The organism is Planktothrix agardhii, from assembly GCF_904830935.1.
GTDB classification, from domain to species: Bacteria; Cyanobacteriota; Cyanobacteriia; order Cyanobacteriales; family Microcoleaceae; genus Planktothrix; species Planktothrix agardhii.
The window spans coordinates 2,969,870-2,986,059 of sequence record NZ_LR882952.1 but is presented as its reverse complement, the minus strand read 5'-3'; the positions used below and the strand labels follow the sequence as shown (position 1 = coordinate 2,986,059).

15 protein-coding genes are annotated in these 16,190 nt (G+C 39.8%); 5 read left to right on the top strand and 10 right to left on the bottom strand.

The window, feature by feature from the left end; translation table 11 throughout:
- Window positions 1-2 precede the first annotated feature (2 nt).
- Window positions 3-365, bottom strand: a complete 363-nt coding sequence (locus tag NMG88_RS14025) for a response regulator transcription factor (RefSeq protein ID WP_026795306.1) — start codon at window positions 363-365, stop codon at window positions 3-5.
- Between the two features lie 288 nt (window positions 366-653).
- Entirely contained in the window at window positions 654-1,889 is a 1,236-nt protein-coding gene (locus NMG88_RS14020; RefSeq protein WP_026796691.1) for a response regulator, read from the bottom strand.
- 357 nt (window positions 1,890-2,246) lie between these two features.
- Between NMG88_RS14020 and NMG88_RS14015 the strand changes: the two genes are divergently transcribed.
- A complete protein-coding gene (locus NMG88_RS14015) occupies window positions 2,247-2,942 on the top strand; it encodes a GDSL-type esterase/lipase family protein (protein ID WP_254035544.1) in 696 nt (231 codons plus the stop codon).
- Between the two features lie 101 nt (window positions 2,943-3,043).
- Here the strand turns inward: NMG88_RS14015 and NMG88_RS14010 are convergent, their stop codons facing one another.
- The 3 genes from NMG88_RS14010 to NMG88_RS14000 form a co-directional block, all read right to left on the bottom strand.
- Window positions 3,044-3,610: a sugar O-acetyltransferase gene (locus tag NMG88_RS14010; RefSeq protein ID WP_254035543.1), complete on the bottom strand. Its 567-nt coding sequence runs from the start codon at window positions 3,608-3,610 to the stop codon at window positions 3,044-3,046.
- Between the two features lies 1 nt (window position 3,611).
- On the bottom strand, window positions 3,612-3,758 hold the full coding sequence (locus NMG88_RS14005) for a hypothetical protein (RefSeq protein WP_158442898.1): 147 nt from the start codon (window positions 3,756-3,758) through the stop codon (window positions 3,612-3,614).
- 129 nt (window positions 3,759-3,887) lie between these two features.
- Complete coding sequence (locus NMG88_RS14000; RefSeq protein WP_042154602.1) at window positions 3,888-4,745, bottom strand: transporter substrate-binding domain-containing protein; 858 nt, start codon at window positions 4,743-4,745, stop codon at window positions 3,888-3,890.
- A gap of 156 nt (window positions 4,746-4,901) precedes the next feature.
- Between NMG88_RS14000 and lpdA the strand changes: the two genes are divergently transcribed.
- Entirely contained in the window at window positions 4,902-6,332 is a 1,431-nt protein-coding gene (gene lpdA / locus NMG88_RS13995) for a dihydrolipoyl dehydrogenase (RefSeq protein ID WP_254035542.1), read from the top strand.
- Between the two features lie 150 nt (window positions 6,333-6,482).
- On the opposite strand, the gene NMG88_RS13990 is transcribed toward lpdA, so the two are convergent.
- Window positions 6,483-6,902, bottom strand: coding sequence for a putative toxin-antitoxin system toxin component, PIN family (locus tag NMG88_RS13990; protein ID WP_026796689.1), 420 nt, complete (start codon window positions 6,900-6,902; stop codon window positions 6,483-6,485).
- On the bottom strand, window positions 6,892-7,140 hold the full coding sequence (locus NMG88_RS13985; RefSeq protein WP_026795299.1) for a hypothetical protein: 249 nt from the start codon (window positions 7,138-7,140) through the stop codon (window positions 6,892-6,894). The genes NMG88_RS13990 and NMG88_RS13985 overlap by 11 nt, the downstream gene beginning before the upstream one ends.
- Window positions 7,141-7,304: 164 nt before the next feature.
- Here NMG88_RS13985 and NMG88_RS13980 point away from each other — a divergent pair, with 164 nt between their 5' ends.
- From NMG88_RS13980 to NMG88_RS13970, 3 genes are all read left to right on the top strand, one after another.
- Entirely contained in the window at window positions 7,305-7,679 is a 375-nt protein-coding gene (locus NMG88_RS13980; RefSeq protein WP_026788056.1) for a hypothetical protein, read from the top strand.
- 91 nt (window positions 7,680-7,770) lie between these two features.
- Complete coding sequence (locus tag NMG88_RS13975; RefSeq protein WP_036843449.1) at window positions 7,771-8,448, top strand: Uma2 family endonuclease; 678 nt, start codon at window positions 7,771-7,773, stop codon at window positions 8,446-8,448.
- A gap of 288 nt (window positions 8,449-8,736) precedes the next feature.
- Entirely contained in the window at window positions 8,737-9,825 is a 1,089-nt protein-coding gene (locus tag NMG88_RS13970) for a DUF3474 domain-containing protein (protein WP_254033941.1), read from the top strand.
- Window positions 9,826-9,929: 104 nt separating this feature from the next.
- Here NMG88_RS13970 and NMG88_RS13965 read toward each other — a convergent pair whose 3' ends face one another.
- The 3 genes from NMG88_RS13965 to groL form a co-directional block, all read right to left on the bottom strand.
- Entirely contained in the window at window positions 9,930-10,646 is a 717-nt protein-coding gene (locus tag NMG88_RS13965; RefSeq protein WP_174235992.1) for a hypothetical protein, read from the bottom strand.
- Window positions 10,647-10,736: 90 nt separating this feature from the next.
- Window positions 10,737-14,270, bottom strand: coding sequence for an AAA-like domain-containing protein (locus tag NMG88_RS13960; RefSeq protein WP_254035541.1), 3,534 nt, complete (start codon window positions 14,268-14,270; stop codon window positions 10,737-10,739).
- Between the two features lie 205 nt (window positions 14,271-14,475).
- The gene (gene groL / locus NMG88_RS13955; RefSeq protein WP_026796686.1) at window positions 14,476-16,152 is read right to left on the bottom strand and encodes a chaperonin GroEL; all 1,677 of its coding nucleotides are present in this window, start codon (window positions 16,150-16,152) and stop codon (window positions 14,476-14,478) included.
- Between the last annotated feature and the right edge of the window lie 38 nt (window positions 16,153-16,190).

Below are 16,190 nucleotides of genomic sequence, written 5' to 3'. Positions count from 1 at the left end.
TATTATCTAAGTAACTGTTTAACGGTTCCGATGAGTTCACTGGGTTGAAAGGGTTTAGCAATATAAGCATCTGCCCCCTGTTTCATCCCCCAATAGCGGTCAAATTCTTCCCCCTTAGAAGAACACATGACAATGGCAATATCTCGGGTTTTGGGATCGGATTTTAGGCGACGACAGAGTTCATAGCCGTTCATCCTGGGCATAACAATATCTAGCACCATTAAATCGGGGGGGTTTTTTTGCACTTCTTCAAGTGCTTCCACACCGTCGGTGGCGATACTGACTTGTAACCCATTTTCCTTGAGAAGACCACAAATCATCTCCCGTTGAGTGACACTATCTTCGACAACCATAACTGTATTCATTTTTCTTCTCCATTAGAAACTCCCAAATTACCTGTAGTCAGGTTGGCGGTTTGAGTCCAAGTGGAACGAGGTTTATGCTGCATTACAAATTTATCGTAGAGTGTAAGAAAACCTAAGTATCTCAAAAGATGTGATTCTATTTCGATTATACGTCAATAGTACGGGAGCTTGATAGCCGAATAGGTAACAGGGAATAGGTAACAGGTAACAGGGAACACCAGATAATACTTCTGGCTGTTTCATATCAGCATTAAAATGTTACAACCTATTTAGGATTGCTATATTAGGTCAAAGGGTTTCTAACTCTGTCATAAATTCATCTTCTAAATCTGTATTAATAGAAGCATCTATTGTTTTTCCTGGCCCAATATAGGTTTCGACTAATGTTAATAATTCGGCATCTCCAAAGGGTTTTGTTAAATAATTTGTTGCCCTGACCATACGAGCTTTGAGTCGATCAATAAATCCATCAATTCCTGTTAACATAACAATCGGAGTTTGACGGAAAGCGGTAGAATTTCTTAACATGGCACAGATTTCATACCCATTTAATTCGGGCATGGCAATATCACAAAGAATTAAATCGGGTTTAAGCTGAAAAACTAAACTCAATGCTTTTAAAGGGTTGCCAATTGCTGTGGCTTCATAGCCTTGTTCTCTTAAAATAATTTCAACGCTTTCTCGAATTACTAGATCATCATCAATACAAACAATTCTCGGAGTTCTAGTCCTATCAGTAAAAGGTTCTGGCTCGTTAAAAACGTTTTCAGGATGGAGAGCCAACAATTGTACAAGTCCCTGTTGTACAAAGGGATAAATAGCCTTTGCCACCGTGACAATATCTCGGTGTAAGTAACGGGATATTTGACGAATTGAGGTTTGACCATCCGCCCAATGATTCAGGCTTTCAAACACTTTAGGTCGGACTGTTTTTTGTAATTTTGACTGATCGGTAATCAAAGGACATTGGTTTGGGGAAGTAATATGGGGATGGAATTTTTTCCATTCTTGAACTTGTTTGAAAGTATTGGCTAATAAGGGACTAATTTCTAAGGTGGTTAACTGGGGTGCTAATCCCGATCCCATTTCAAAAATAAAAGCACCTTGATGTAAACTTAGCAAATCAAATAGGGTTTCTTGAACCATACAATGAATAATATTACGGGCAATTTCTGGGGTAATCACTTGATTTTCTAACAACGCCCATAAATATCCGTATTCCGGTGCATTGACCGATGTGATCGAAGGAATTTCCAACTCCGAAAGGACGGTTTCAGCTTGATAGCGCCGTAAATAATCCCGTAATCTCTGGAGACTGCCTTCGCTTTGGCCGGCATAGATAATTCGACCATTCCAAGAAAAAACCAGCCAACACTGTCCCGTGAGACGAATGGGATGGCGTTCCATTTCCATCGTCGTCTGGGATGAACTGTAAGCTTCTACCATGAGTTCCCCTGTCCTCTGGCCAAGCTCAATCAGTTGTAAAATACTACGAATATCAATTTCGTTTAAAGAGCCTTGCATTTAGCAAGTTGCCTCCTGCAAATCAGTTTCAGTTTATATATAGCAGGGAATATTCCCCTGGGACATCCAAACAGCTTTTAGCCAAGATTCCACGGCTAGTTATCTTTCGGTTGAAGTCATAGAGCGAAGATGCTCCCGGTGCTGTCGTAAAGCCGATGGGCTGTCAGAAGACAGAACTCACATTGAGCATACCAGTTGCAAGTAACTTATGGTCAATCAGTGCAAAAATTTGCGAAATATTTAGGTAGGGAATCTAGTGAAAAGCTCCTTGAGATGTTAACTTTTATAAACCCCCTGTAGAAACCAATTGCGATTCTGACCGGGTAAACTGTCCATCCATCAGGATTTTCCAGCAAAATGCAAGCAGCGATCAATCCCACCCTAGCTAATTTGTCCATTGTGCCCCAACGTCAGCCTCTGAAAGTCGTGGTGTTAGGAGATAGTCTCGTCTATGGATTTGGTGATCCTGAAGGGGGCGGCTGGGTGGAACGACTGCGGCGTCAATGGATGTCACCGGAGAGCGTTGGCCCGATTCTCTACAATTTGGGGGTACGGGGAAATCGGGTGATTCAAGTTTGCGATCGCCTTGACCAAGAATTGCGCCATCGGGGAGAATTACGCAACCGTTTACCGGATGTGAGTATTTTTTCTGTGGGATTAAATGATTCGGCGCGGGTACAATCGTTTCAAGGTCGCAATTACACGGAATTTGATCATTTTGAAACTACCCTAAATCATTTATTAGATCAAGCTGAAAAAATGTGTCAGGTTCTGTTTGTGGGAATGGTTCCAGTTGATGAAAGTAAAATGCCCTTTCAGGGCTGTTTATATTATACTTTAGCCGATCAATTTCGCTACAAAGATGCCACTCGTCTCGCCTGTTTAGATCGCAATATTCCCTATTTAGATTTATTAGAAATTTGGACAGATCGAGGGGAACATTGGTGGAAATCTCGGTTATGTTCTGATGGTTTACACCCCAATGTTGCTGGATATGAGGCGTTGTTACAGGACATTCAACACTGGGAACCTATCCAGAAATTAGCCGATTAATCCAAGGAATCGAGGGATAAACTCTTTCCCCCCAGTGTTCCCTATTCCCTCCCCCCCTGGCCCCCCGTGCACGGGGGGTTTGGGGGGATCTTCCCTGTTCCCTATAAATTCCGAATTACCCGACAAGGATTCCCGGCTGCTAGAACTCCTGAAGGAATATTATCAACCACTACGCTACCTGCGCCAATGGTGGTATTATCACCAATTTCTACGCCTGGACAGATAATCGCACCGCCGCCAATCCAAACATTATCACCTATTTTAATCGGTGCTGCTAATTCTTTTCCGGTTAGGCGTAATGCGGGATCAATTGGATGATAGGCGGCATAAATTTGAACGTTAGGCGCTAATAAAACATTATCCCCAATTTCAACATAATTGCAGTCTAAGATAATACAGTTAAAGTTCATGTAAACATTATTCCCCAGTTTAATATAACAGCCATAATCACAATAAAATGGGGGAGTGATGAACAGATTATTTCCGATTTTATCGAATAATTCCAAGAGAATTAATTGACGAGTTTCTAACTCATCTTCTGTGGTACTATTATATAAACGAGTGAGTTTGGAAGCACGTTTCCGTCCTAAAACTAACTCTGGATCGTTGCCGAGATATAATTCTCCCGCCAGCATTTTTTCCTGTTCTGTTTGAGGTTTATTGTCCATACTAATCAGCATTAATCCAACGAAATACAGAAGCGATCGCCCGGTTGACAAAACTATTGGGTTTCTCCTCAATAATTTTGCGTTGAGCTTGATCTCGTTCTAGTTCTAATTTAGCAATTAATCGTTCTCCTTTTTGTTCACGAATCAAAGCGACTAAATAATCATGGGTAAGTTGATATCGATCATCGGGGATATATCGAGGTATCCCTGGATATTTTCAAGGATACCCGTTTAAAGATTAAACCTTGTGGTTGGCTGACTTAGCAATTTTCCCGGTTTATTGTAAACATTTATTATGAGCCGCTTCGAGGGTTTTTACATAGTCTGAATCTTTTCCGTATAATCCCGTTAAAATATTAACTGTTTCTTCGACTAAGATCAAGGAATTTACCGTATTAATCCAAGACATATCTCCGGCGGGGAGAATCATTCCATAAAATTCACAGGTTAAGGGTTCTTTGGGAATTAAAGCGTAATCTTGAGGTTTTATTTCTGGATTTCTGAGCACTTCTCCAATTAATAATAATCCATCACTAGCGAAGGCATTTAAACGACCTTGAACTACATCTTCGGCGGCATTTTTTCGACCATCAACTCCTGGGTATTCTACAACTTTTGCTAAGGAATAGCGACTGCTAATAAACTGTTGGGTTAAGGATGCAGGTAAAACTCCAATGGAAATAGCTTCTAAAGCTCCCGATGGTTGAATATAAGATTGATTATCCGGTCTAACTAATAAGTGAACTCCCGTGGCTAAAAACCGATCAGAATAAGTAATACCTGGTTCTGGATTCCTCAAAATTGTATTAGGGCCACATTCTAAATGAACTTTTCCTTCCCTGACTAATTGTTCGCGATTTTGTAAATTTGAAGGAATTAATTGTACCTCTATGGGTTTACTTAATTTTAACTGTTTTTGCAATCTTTCTCCTAATAAATCCATTAATTCAATACAATATCCTTCCCACTTTCCATCGGATGTAACAAATCCTAATGGGGGTGCATCTTGTCGGACTCCTGCTTTTAAAACTCCGGTTCTTTTAATGTCTTCTAAAACGGTTCCCGCAAAACTTTGTAAAGGGAAAAGTACCGATAAAATCAGACTTAATGTAATAGTCGCAAGTTTGGTTTTCATGTTATGATCAGGGTGATAAACACAGTAATCGAGTCTAGCTTACCGCAAAAAGTAGGAGGCAGACCAAACTAATTTGGCTTTTGTAAAGGCGATTGAGTTGGCAAGGGACAGGGAAAACGGTAATATTTTTTAATCCCAATAGAGTAGTAACAGAATATGGATTACGATTTAGTGATTATTGGTGCGGGAGTGGGCGGACATGGTGCTGCTATCCACGCCGTCGGTTGTGGCTTGAAAACCGCAATTATTGAGGCGGCGGACATGGGGGGAACTTGTGTTAACCGAGGCTGTATTCCCTCTAAAGCTCTATTAGCGGCGTCGGGACGGGTCAGAGAATTACATAATACCCATCACTTAAAAAATTTGGGGATTCAGTTAGGACAAGTCAGTTTTGATCGCGAACAAATTGCCAACCATGCTGATAATATTGTAACTAAACTTCGGGGTGACTTGACCAATAGTTTGAAGCGGTTAGGGGTTGATGTGATCCAAGGTTGGGGTAAAATTGCCGGGTCGAATAAAGTGACGGTGGAAACGGCAAATGGGGAAAAAACAATTACCGCTAAAGATATTATTTTAGCCCCCGGTTCTGTGCCGTTTGTTCCCCCCGGAATTACGATTGATCACAAAACAGTTTTTACCAGTGATGATGCGGTTAAATTAGAATCCCTGCCCCAATGGATTGCTATTATTGGAAGTGGCTATATCGGATTAGAATTTTCTGATATTTATACGGCTTTAGGTTGTGAAGTTACCATGATTGAAGCCTTAGATCAATTAATGCCAACTTTTGATCCTGATATTGCTAAATTAGCTCAACGGGTTTTAATTAATCCCAGGGATATTGAAACTAAAGTCGGAAAATTAGCCTTAAAAGTAACGCCTGGTTCTCCGGTTATTATTGAGTTAGCCGATACCAAAACTAAAGAAGTAGAAGAAGTACTAGAAGTGGATGCTTGTTTGGTTGCTACCGGGCGGATTCCGGTGAGTAAAAATTTAGGTTTAGAATCGGTGAATGTTGAACCTATTCGGGGCGGTTTTATTCCTACAAATGATCATTTAGAGGTATTGTCTGGAGGCGAACCTGTTCCCCATTTATGGGCGATTGGAGATGCGACGGGTAAAATGATGTTAGCCCATACCGCATCCGCCCAGGGAGTAGCCGTTGTAGAGACTATTTGCGGACGTCCTCGCGCCGTAGATTATCGTAGTATTCCGGCGGCTGCTTTTACCCATCCTGAAATTAGTTATGTGGGTTTAACTGAACCTGCTGCAAAGGAATTAGGACAAACAGAAGGGTTTGAAATTGCGATAGTAAAAACCTATTTTAAGGGTAATTCTAAAGCAATTGCGGAGGGAGAAACCGAAGGTATGGCTAAAGTGATTTATCGTAAAGATACGGGGGAACTTTTAGGGGTTCATATCTTTGGTCTTCATGCTTCTGATTTAATTCAGGAAGCGGCAAATGCCATGTATCACCGTCAATCTGTCCATGATTTAGTATTCTCGGTTCATACCCATCCCACTCTTTCAGAAGTGCTTGATGAAGCCTACAAACGGGCTGTTTTTAGTGTGGGGGGTCATTAGATCTAATATTCGTCAATCCGTCTTTTTAAGCCCTTCAAGGCTGTTTAATTATTCCTTGTAAATGTATGACCTAACCCCCAAAACCATAAGGTAAGGGGGAGAGGTCACGACAGTTAGGACTGTGTTTCTGAAGTTAATGAAAACTTTTAATTAAACTGATTTTAAATTTAAAAAATCAGATACAGTGATCACAGGTTTTTCTCGAAATGGGTTTAAAATCAATAAATCGGCATCTCCAGTTATAAGACAATCAGCTTGACCATTAACAGCTAATTCCAAATATTTATTATCCTTGGGATCACGGCATTCTTGAATTTTTTCTGTTATTTCCATAACCAGAATAACTGTATCTAAAAAATCTCCTAAAAACTTGCTTCGATCTTCCGAAGAAATATATCGATCAAATTTTGGTCGTGCTAAAACTTGTTCTAATTCCGCCCAAATTTCAGGAGACATTAAAATACTTCCTGAATCTTGAGCTTTACGGATAGCTAAATCTGGCTTACTTTGAGGGATTAAAACTGCACTGATAATAATATTCGCATCAAAAACAAACAGTTTATCCTTCATGATCTTTTAATATATCTTCTAAAATCTCAGGACTTAATCCTTTCGCAACGGCTTTTTGACCGATTTCACTCATCGTTTGTCGCAATTTATTAATAGCCATTTTTCGAGATATCGTTTGACTTTTCAATAAAAAGGCAATTCTAGTTTCTATCTGTTGTTTTTCTTGTTCGTTAGCCTGGCGGTAACTTTCAGCAATATCAACAGGAACTTTAATTGTAATTTCTTCTAGGTATGTCATCGGTGATTTTACCTCAATTATTATATCCTGCGGTTTAGGATGTTCTCTTAGTATAACAGTACATAAACCCAGTTTCTGAAAAAAACGGTTTTTTTGAGGTCGGGTTACAAAATTAACCTTGAATTTGATATAATCAATTTTATATTAAGTTGGAGGATTAGTCTATGTCTTTTTACCATCAAAACCTAGAGGCTTTTTTGAAATTACTAGAAGAACAGCCTCAATTATTTATTGACTCACACCGTCAAGAATTAATCGAGTTAATTGAACCCTTACCCGATGATATTGAAACATTGTCAATTGCGATCGCTAGTTGGTATGAAAACTATGATGATATTGTTGATGCTCAGTTAGAAATTCTGAATAGTTATATTTTAATTAATAACGATTCTGAAAAAACATCAACTTCAGAATTAGCATTAGCTCGTTTACCTCTAACTAATATAAGTTCTGTTCCTAAGCCCAAACTTGAGTTAAACAAGAAGGAAACTTTAAAAAATGCCATTCAACCCTTATCAAAAATAACTCCTCCTCAATAAAAACAATCTTTGTCGATTTAATATCAATCTATTCGACAAATGATTCAAAGTTACGCTAAACTATATTTATCCTAATTGGGTTAACCTGTTTATGTTTATTGTTGATCACGAACCCGCTAACCTTCAAAGATTAGAACAACCAGAAGAATTTGATGATATTATATTTCCACCTAGTGATTTATGGAGTGAGGAACCTCCCGTGGAAAGTGATTTACACCGCAGACAAATTGATCTCCTGATTCATCTTTTAGAGTGGTGGTGGCGAAACCGTCAAGATTTTTATGTTTCTGGAAATTTAACTATCTATTTTAACCCGAATCAAAAAAAATCACAGGATTTTAGAGGGCCAGATTTCTTTGTAGTTTTAGACACAGAACGCAAACCCAGACGCAGTTGGATGATTTGGGAAGAAGGCAAATATCCTAATATTATTATTGAACTTTTATCTCCATCCACGGCAGAAATTGATAAAGGATTAAAAAAACAACTCTATCAAGATAACTTTCGCACCTTTGATTATTTTTGGTTTGATCCTGATACCTTAGAATTAGCCGGATTTCATTTAGTTGAGGGTAAATATCAACCCCTTGAATCTAATTCTCAAGGATGGTTATGGAGTCAACAATTAGAATTATTTTTGGGTGTTTATAACTCCCAATTGCGTTTTTTTACCTCAGATGGTCAACTTCTCCCCACTCCCGAAGAAGCAGCAATAGCAGCAGAAACACTATTAGCAAAATATCGAGAACAATTTGGGGAGTTACCCTAATTGGTCATAATAATTCCCAAATATAAAACGTTGTTGGGCTTTAGCCCTCCGGAGAGGGCTAAAGCCCAACAACAAATCTGAAGGTATGGAAGACCCACCCCTGGCCGAGATTGGCTAAATAATTTCGATCATTTAAGATTTGTTGCGAAAATTAACATCTAATCAAGGTAAAATAAAAGCCGTTCAGAACCGCAGTTTAGGTTAGCATCCCAAACCCTGATGTTTGCGATTCAGTTTGGGGTAAAAACACAACTGGGGACTACTCACTCAGATTCAATCACAATATCTGTGCAATCATCCAATAAGTCTAACCAAGCCACGATTAGTGCCTCATCAGCAACCAAGAAATCAGAGTTACCCTTTACTCTCCAAGATATCAGGGCGGCAATTCCTGCCCAGTGTTTTGAACCCTCGGTCTGGAAATCTCTGAGTTACTTCTTTATTGATATTTCGATCATCGCAGGTCTGTATTTTATCGCCTATAAACTCGATTCTTGGCTGTTTTTCCCCATTTTTTGGGTGATGCAAGGAACGATGTTTTGGGCGTTATTTGTTGTGGGCCACGATTGCGGTCATGGGTCTTTCTCCAAAATCAAATGGCTAAATAACTTAATTGGCCATTTGTCCCATATTCCGATTCTAGTTCCCTATCACGGTTGGCGCATCAGCCACAGAACCCATCACGCCAATACCGGAAATATTGATACCGATGAAAGTTGGCATCCGGTAACGGAAAGTACGTTCAATAAGATGGTTTGGTATGAAAAGCTGTTGCCCTTTTATATCCCCTTAGTTGCCTATCCGGTTTATCTATTCCGAAGTTCTTCTCCCCTTCGTAAAGGCTCTCACTTTTTGCCGAGTAGCCCTATGTTTAAAGAGTCCGAAAAATGGGATATTATTACCAGTACATCTTTGATGATCGTAATGGTAAGCTTTTTAGGGTTGATCACTTATCAGTTTGGATGGGTGTTTTTCCTGAAATACTATTTCATGCCCTATTTCGTGTTTGTGATGTGGCTGGATTTAGTCACCTACTTACATCATACTGAGGCTGATATTCCCTGGTATCGGGGGGAAGATTGGTATTTCTTGAAAGGGGCTTTATCAACTATTGACCGAGATTATGGCTTTATTAATCCCATTCATCATAATATCGGAACTCACGTTGCTCATCACATTTTCTTGAATATGCCCCACTATCATTTAAAAACAGCAACGGAAGCAATTAAACCCCTACTGGGTGACTATTATCATTGTTCTGATGAACCGATTTGGAAAAGTTTTATTCAATCCTACTGGTCTTGTCATTTTGTTCCTGATAACGGGTCAAAAGTCTATTATCAATCAGGTTGGAAAGCTGACAAAACCGTTGATTAACTATAAACCAGAAACCGGGTTTGTATCCTAAATGATTTATGGTAGTAGGGGTAATTCATGAATTACCCCCTACCTACGGCAAAAACCCGTTTTTTTTCCTGGAATTATTGAATTTTAACAGTTAATTGATAACTAGCATTCCCTCGGGTTCCACCGACGATAATCTCATAATTTCCGGTGGCGGGTAATTTCAAACTAGACTGGGTAGCTTCGGTTTTCAAAACCTGCCCATTGGGGGCAATTACATCAAAAACAGCGTTATTTTCTAAAGCGGTAATTTTAAGATCCATTCTTTGACCTTGGTTGGCTTTTAATAAATAGATATTGCGAGTTCCTCGCACCACCGACTGACTCATAGTTGCTGAATTTTTCCCAGGTGCAAAACGAATTTGAGAGACTAAACAGGGTTGTTTTTTATAAACTATTCGTCCCGTATTTAAAGAGTCTGCATTTAACGTCCAAGTTTCCTTAGTTTTTTGAGTATCTAACTCAATTTTTGTGGTAATATTTAGGTTTAATTTATTGCCATTTTTCGTTCCTTGTAATATTTGGGTATAGGACGTATAGTAGGATGCTTTTTGATTATGAATCGTAGCTTCAACCCGACCCGTGACTTTATTTCCATCAAGATAAATTCGGGCGATGGAGTCCATATTATCATCAGCAATAGAAAAACAATAGCCTTGAATGGAGGAAGCGGGGCTAGAATTTTGAGCTAATTGTATGGAAGAATTGGGTACAAAGGAGGCTAAAGAATTTATCTGAGGTGCAACATTCAGAAACGTTCCTGCAATAGCCAAAAATCCTAATAATTTGATCATGATTTTTACCTTGTTATTGTTTGTTGACGGTTAAGTGCTTATTCCCATTACCCATTACCTATTACCTATTACCCATTCCCTATTCCCTGACTACTGACATAATATTCGATCTTCGGGACTTAGTTGGGAATTAGTTTTTAAATAATCCTTTATCCAGTTACAAGCATAGGCGAATTCATTCAAGTTTAAAATTCGATCTAAATTCCATAATATCACCGTTTTATCTTCACTAACGGAAGCCAAAGTTTTACCATCAGGACTAAATTTAAGATTATAAACTTCATCATTATGACCATTCAGGGTTTTAACCAAAGTACCATCGAGTTTCCAAAGTTTAATGGTTTTATCCTGACTGGCTGATGCTAATAACTTTTGGTCAGGACTAAACGCCACCGCCATCACGTTGGCTGTGTGTCCCTTTAAGGTATTTTGATCAATAAAGGATTTAAGCTGAGGATTCCAGCGCCATAATTTTACCGTTTGATCTCGACTAGCGGAAGCTATAACTTGTCCATCGGGACTCAAATCTAGTCCCCAGATACCATCTTTATGACCAATTAATGTTTGTAGAAGTTGACCATTAAATCCCCAGAGTTTAATTGTATTATCATAAGAACTCGAAGCAATCCATTTACCCTCTGGCTGAATTGCAATTCCCCAAACCTGACCAGTATGACCGCTAAAGGTTTGGCGAAGTCTGCCATCAATACCCCAAATTTTAACAGTTTTATCCCAACTTCCAGAAACAATTGATTGATTGTCGGGAGTAAACTTCACCCCCCAAACCCCCCATTTATTTCCCAATAAGGTTTGATCGGGATGGGTTTTAAACAGTCCATTCTCATTTTTCTGCCACAATTTAATGGTATTATCATCGGAGGTTGAGACCAACCAACGACCATCGGAACTAAACTCAACCTGATTCACCCGCCACTGATGTCCGGTCAGGGTTTGTAATAATCGCCCTTTGTTTGTCCACAGTTTAATTGTCTTATCTAAGGAAGATGAAGCAATAGTTTGACCATCGGGACTAAAGGCGATTCCCCAAACCGTATCTTGATGTCCTATCAAGGGCATGACCAAAGAATATTCGGTTTTCGAGAGTTTAACGCTTTTATCCCAACTGGCGGAAGCAATGGTTTGACTATCGGGACTGAAGGCAACGGAACTCACTTCTGCCTGATGTTGCCAGAATGTTTCATAGGGGTTATACGAGAAATTTGTTAGGTCTTTACGCCAGATTTGGATTTGTTTATTCCGAATCGCCCCCGCCAAAAATTTGCTATTGGTACTAAAGGCTACATCCCAAACTTCATCCTCAAAGGAGCCGAAAGTCTGGATTAACTCCCCTTCCCGACTCCACAGTTTCAGGGTTTTATCTCGACTGGCGGACGCTAACCTTTGACCATCGGGACTCCAAGCCACAGCCATAATTTCAGCCTGATGTCCGGTCAGGGTTTTCAATAGTGTGCCATCGGCATTCCAGATTTTAACCGTATGATCAGCACTTCCAGAGGCGAATCTCTGACCATCGGGACTAAAGACAACGGTTTTAATTTTGTCGGGATGGGCGGCGATGGTTTTTAAGAGTTTTCCCTCTGTTGTCCATAATTTAATGGTTTGATCAAAACTCGAAGAAATCAGTTTATCCTCAGTCGGGCTGAAACTCACAGCCATCACCGCTTCCCGATGTCCGGTCAGGGTTCTTAAGTAGGTGCCATCGGTGTTCCAGAGTTTAATAGTTTTGTCGTTACTAGCTGAGGCGAGAAGGGGTTGACGGGGACTGAAGGCAACGTTAAGAACTCCATCCTGATGTCCAATCAGAGTTTTCAATAGTGTGCCATCTGGTTTCCAAAGTTTAATGGTTTTATCCTGACTCCCAGAAGCAATTAAATCTCCTTTGGGGCTAAATTCTACCGCATGAATAATACTGGTATGCCCCAACAGTTGGTTATATTCTTGAATCCCATAAACCGCTTTTTGCAATGTCAATTGTACATTCTGGTGAATTTTTGTATCCACATCCGATAGGGTTTGCAATTTTCGATAGGCTATCATGGATTGAATTAAGGCTTCAAACCTTTGATTTAAAGCAAATAAGGACTCAGATGATTGATTTATAGCTTTAACTTCGTTGATTTTTGCCTGGTGTTCATTCACCCTAGCTTGATGATATTGAAACCCTGAGATTAGACCTAATATAATGGTAATAACTAGGGCACTACTAACAGATATAAGTAAAAATCTTTGCAGTTTTGCGGTCTTTTTTTCTTCGGTTAGTCGGGCTTCTACTTCCAGCATTCTGGCAGCTTCTAAGGATTTTTGAACTTCTTGCCGATCTAATTCTTCACTTTTAGCTAAAAATTGATAATCTAAATCACTAATACTGCGACCACTTGACCAATTTTGGGCTTCTTTTAAGGCCTGTCCCCGTAATAGTCGAGAACTATCTTGTTGTTGAGATTCTATCCAAGCATCAAAGCCTTGAGAATAGGGTCGCAGGTTCCTCAATTGTTGGTTAACCCAATCTAAATCAAAGACTTCTTGATAAATCCGATTTTTTACCCGCAGAAACCCGGTATATTTGATCACTAAACCGGATAATATTAGTTCTGATTGTTCGTTACTATCATCGGTTAAAACTTCTAAATTTCGCAGAATATCTTGATAGATTCCTAAAATTCTGCCGATATGATCGGGGTTATTTTGAATTCGGTTACGAATGGTTTTTAAATGTTCGGGTTCATCTTGAGATTCCCATTTATAAATAATCTGCGATCGCACCAATGATTCTACCCAAAATCCTTCGGTTCCGGGGGGAATAATTAATATTTGATTAATTGTTTTTTCGGTAAAATTTATCACCAATTGACATATTTTTTGTGTTAAAAAAGGTTGTCCTCCTGTCCAAGCGATAATTTCTTGCATAATGGCTTTAGCATTAGTAATTTTTGGCTCCAAACCTTCAATTAAAGGTTGAACTTCATTCAGGGTAAAACCCGATAATTCAATGGCTTTTCCGATATTAAAGGGGGTACGAGTGCGATCGGAAATTAAAGCTGAAGGGGTAGCAACTCCAAATAAGGCAAAGCTAATCCGGTTATATTCAGGATTAATTGCCCGTTGATTATAACAAAAACGAATTAAAGCAAAAAAATCATCTACTTTAAAATTTAAACTTAAAATACTATCAATTTCATCAACAAAAATAATTAATTTTTGACCAGGAAATTCAACCAATAAAATATCTTCTATAAAATTACTAATACGTTGAATCACAGAAACTTCTGATTGTTCTTTCCACCAATTTTTTAAATTAAATTTACCTAAAAGATTAAATCCGCGCCATAATTCAGTAACTATTCCTTTATACCATTGTTGTTCCGTCACCATTTCGCTACCAATGCGAGTCATATCCAAGGTCGCACACTGAAAACCTTCTTGTTGTAAACGATAACGAGTTTTAACTAACAGAGAAGATTTCCCCATTTGCCGAGAATTTAAAACATAACAAAAATGCCCCTGTTGTAATTGAGAATACAGATCGAAATCCGCTTTTCTGACTACATAAGTCGGAGCATCTTGAGCTAAACTTCCCCCAATTTGATAGGCAGAATTAATCATCTATTACTAATCCAAAATTTAACCCACCCAGGTGGGTTTTGTCTGTGTAGCCGCGATTTGCAATCTCCAGATAGTATTCGGCGAATATAATTCGCTACTACACAAACGAAGTCCACCTGCGTGGACTAAGAGAAAATTCAGGTTTTTAAACCCACAAAGGTGGGTTTTATCTGTTTAGCCGCGATTTCCAATCGCCAGGGATAGGTTACATCATGCCCATGCCACCCATGCCGCCCATGCCGCCCATGCCGCCCATACCGCCCATGCCACCCATGCCGCCCATGGCATCCATATCGGCGGATTTCTTCTCAGGTTTTTCCACAACTAAGGCTTCAGTTGTTAATACTAATCCTGAAATTGAGGAGGCATTTTGCAACGCCGAACGTACCACTTTTGCCGGGTCAATAATCCCAGAAGCAATTAAATCTTCATAGGTTCCAGTTAAGGCATTATAACCAATATTAAACTCGGTATTGCGGACATTTTCCACCACCACAGCGCCTTCAGCCCCAGCATTACTGGCAATATAAAATAAAGGAGCTTCTAGGGCTTTGGCAATAATTCCCGCCCCAATTTTTTCCTCATCACTCAGTTGAGCTTTCAGTTCATCAACTTTTTTCGCCAGATGAATTAAAGTAGTCCCGCCCCCAGGAACAATCCCTTCTTCTACGGCGGCTTTAGTGGCATTTAAGGCATCTTCAATCCGCAGTTTCCGAGATTTCATTTCCGTTTCGGTGGCAGCCCCCACTTTGATTACAGCCACCCCTCCGGCTAATTTTGCAATTCGCTCTTGGAGTTTTTCCGCATCATATTCAGAGTCGGTTTCTTCCAGTTGACGACGAATTTGTTCAACCCGTTTTTTCACATCGGCTTGAGTTTTGCTATCCGTAACAATAATTGTATTGTCTTTTTCAATGGTGATTGTGTTGGCAGTTCCTAACATATCCAAAGAAACGGTATCTAAACTTAATCCCACTTCTTCAGAAATTAATTGTCCGCCTGTCAAAACCGCAATATCCTGTAATAAAGCTTTACGACGTTCACCAAAACTAGGGGCTTTAATTGCCGCCACATTTAACACGCCTCTGGCTTTATTCACCACCAAAGTTGCTAAGGCTTCCCCATCAATATCTTCAGCAATAATTAACAGAGGTTGACCCGAACGGGCAATTTTTTCTAAGACCGCAACTAAGTCTTGAATGGAACTAATTTTTTTATCGGTAATTAGAATTCTAGCGTTAGAAAATTCCACCACCATCCGTTCATTATCGGTGATAAAATAGGGAGAAATATATCCCCGGTCGAGTTGCATTCCTTCGACTACATCTAATTCTGTAGTGATGGATTTGGATTCTTCAACGGTAATTACCCCGTCTTTCGTTACCTTGTCCATCGCCAGGGAGATCATCCGACCAATTTCTGGGTCATTTCCCGCCGAAATCGTTGCGACTTGAGCAATTGCATCCCCTTCCACGGGTTTAGCAATGGCTTGAATTTCTTCGACCAAAATCTGAGTAATTTTGTCCATTCCCCGTCTCAGGGCCACAGGATTAGCCCCGGCTGCGACATTTTTTAACCCTTCACGAATCATGGCTTGGGCTAAAATGGCGGCGGTGGTTGTCCCATCTCCGGCGACTTCATTGGTTTTGGAGGCGACTTCCTGCATCAGTCGGGCGCCAGTATTTTCCAGGGGGTCGGACAGTTGAATTTCTTTAGCGACGGTAATACCATCATTGACGATTTCGGGAGCGCCAAATTTCTTCTCTAATAAGACATTCCGACCTTTGGGGCCAAGGGTGACTCGCACCGCATCGGCTAGGGCATTTACACCTTTTTCTAAGGCTCTACGGGATTCTTCACCAAACGAAACAATTTTAGCCATCTTACAATATCATTAATCACCAATAAGTCACTTTAGCA